This window comes from Paraburkholderia sp. (genome assembly GCF_026225065.1).
In the GTDB taxonomy this organism is placed as follows: domain Bacteria; phylum Pseudomonadota; class Gammaproteobacteria; order Burkholderiales; family Burkholderiaceae; genus Paraburkholderia.
Genome location: NZ_JAMFSB010000073.1, coordinates 1 through 1,580, shown reverse-complemented (window position 1 = coordinate 1,580; position 1,580 = coordinate 1). Strand labels below are relative to the sequence as shown.

Annotated in this window: 2 pseudogenes; both read left to right on the top strand. The window is 63.6% G+C overall.

Features of this window, described 5'->3' with window-relative positions:
- Positions 1-1,230, top strand: a pseudogene (locus M0954_RS05440) (hypothetical protein); the annotation flags it as partial.
- Between the two features lie 3 nt (positions 1,231-1,233).
- Positions 1,234-1,580, top strand: a pseudogene (locus tag M0954_RS05435) (phage integrase N-terminal SAM-like domain-containing protein); the annotation flags it as partial.

Here is a 1,580-nt window from a genome sequence, read left to right as displayed (position 1 = left end):
CTCGGCGAGACGGACATGCAGCATCGCATCTCGGCCATCGCCGAGGAGGCCGGCGTGCGGCAGGCCGCCTACGCACTGCAGGTCGTACAGTCCCAAGGAGAACTCACCATCGCGAGCACGGGAAAAGACCCGGCCACCGGCATGCTGGTGACGCAGCAGTACCGGGTCGAAGGCCCGGTCATGTTGTTCCTGACCACCACGGCGATCGACGTGGACGAGGAACTGGTGAATCGGTGTCTGGTGCTCACGATCAATGAAAGCCGCGAGCAAACCCGGAGAATCCTTGCTCGGCAGCGATCGGGGCGCACGCTCGCCGGGCTCGTGGCGACGAGCGACGCCGAAGCGATCCGAAAGCTGCACCAAAATGCGCAGAGGCTGCTGCGGCCTCTGGCGGTGGTGAACCCCTACGCTGAGGAGCTGACGTTCCTCGATGACCGGACCCGCATGCGCCGCGATCACGCCAAGTACCTCACGCTGATCGAGGCGATTACGTTGCTGCGTCAACACCAGCGCGACATCAAAACGCTGCGCCAGGGCGGCGCCGTGATCGAGTATATCGAAGTGACGCTCGCCGATATCGCGCTGGCGAATCGACTGGCCCATGAAGTCCTAGGCCGCAGCCTCGACGAACTGCCGCCACAGACCCGCCGAGTGCTGGGGCTGATCGAGAGCTTGGTCACGGAACGGATGCAGCACAGCGCGATCCTACGCGCTGATGTGCGCTTCACTCGCCGTGAACTCAGAAACCGCTGCGGCATGAGCGATGCGGCGATCCGCGTGCACTTAGAGCGCCTGGTGGCGATGGAGTATGTGCGCACTGTCGCTGGCAAAAACGGCCAGCGCTTCGAGTACGAGCTGCTGTTCGATGGGGCGTTGGAGCGCTCAGGACCGCAAATGATGGGGCTGATCGATGTGGAGGCGTTGCGTGCCGCACACTCTGAATCTGACTCTACGACGCCGACCTCGCAGGGTCAGACACCCCACCTTGCACCCGCCTTGCAGGCCGCTCGCACCGTCCTCGTGGGCACCTCGCAGAGCGGTGAATCCGCCGAAAACCCCGGAGAAATAGCGATCCAAAGCGACATCGACGGCATCGAGCCGGAAACCGCACGCTGCGGGTCGGTCTCGATGAATGGTCATAGTCATAACGTTGTCTCGCGCGCGCCCGTTTTATCTTCCCTTTTAGCCGCTGATCGAGACTCCGTGACCGTCGCGGCGAGCGCGGGGTAAGGCGTGCCGCGCGCCTCATCGGCCGGTCAAGCGGCTCTGCGTGCGCCGCACGATGCCCAAGGGCTCGCCGCCTACGTGCTGCGGTATCTGGAATGGTTGCAGGTCCATAACTACGCGGCGCCCACGGTGCAGAACCGGCAATCGTATCTCGGGGTGTTCGTGGCGTGGTGCACGGATCGCGGCCTCGCTACCCCACGAGAAATCACAAAACCGATCCTGGAGCGCTATCAGCGGAGTCTCTACACCCTGCGCAAGGCAAACGGTGAGCCCTTGACGTTCCGCGCCCAGCACGCACGGCTGATCCCGGTGCGCGCGTTCTTCAAGTGGTGCGCCAAGCAAAATTACCTCCT